Raw genomic sequence first — 796 nt, forward strand, 5'->3', positions numbered from 1 at the left:
ATTTTAATCGCTTTGAAATGATGAGATGATTGTTTCCATTGATGTTGATGCACAAAAAACTTTTACGCCTTTGTGTCCTAAAGAGCTGCCTGTAAACGAGGGGCATTTGATTGTTGAAGAATTGAATGCCCAAGCCACTTTGGCGGATTTGCGCGTGATGACGAAAGATGCGCATCATGCGGCAGCGAAATGGCTTGTGGATAACCCTGTTGATATGTTAAAGCCGACAGGTTTGCCCGATGCGGATTTGACTTGGGTGGCTCATGCGATGGTCGGTACGCGCGGCTATGAATTGTTGGACGGACTGCCTTCTGCCAAGGAATACGATTATTGCGTTTGGAAAGGCGTTGATCCTGAATTGCATCCTTACGGCGCGTGTTTTCACGATATCGAGGAAAAACTGAGCACAGGGTTGATCGAATGGCTGCGTTGTCAAAATACGGATACGGTCATTGTCGGCGGGTTGGCTACGGATTATTGTGTGAAAACAACGGTTTTGCAGTTGCTAAAAGGCGGCAATTGGCAGGTTATCGTCAATGAAGCGGCTTGTCGGGGCATTGCGCCGGATACCATCGAAACGGCATGGCAGGAAATGCGTTCTTCTGGTGCAATCATCTTGAAAAACGCTGAAGAAATTAAAAAATATATTAATAATCAATAAGTTAAAATTGTTTCACGTGAAACACCCTTCCTAAATATGAAAATTTTGCTTGTCCGCTTGTCCAGTATGGGCGATTTAATTCACACTTTGCCCGCAATCGAAGATTTGGCGCGACAATGCCCTGATGTAGAACTG

General features: G+C 45.1%; 1 protein-coding gene and 1 pseudogene. Both read left to right on the forward strand.

What is annotated here, in order from left to right:
• Positions 1 to 25: 25 nt before the first annotated feature.
• Complete coding sequence (locus tag ACTHUR_RS13255) at positions 26 to 661, forward strand: nicotinamidase (RefSeq protein WP_107813964.1); 636 nt, start codon at positions 26 to 28, stop codon at positions 659 to 661.
• Between the two features lie 36 nt (positions 662 to 697).
• A pseudogene (locus ACTHUR_RS13260) lies at positions 698 to 796 on the forward strand (lipopolysaccharide heptosyltransferase I); the annotation flags it as partial.

Source organism: Neisseria sp. P0021.S007 (assembly GCF_051956855.1).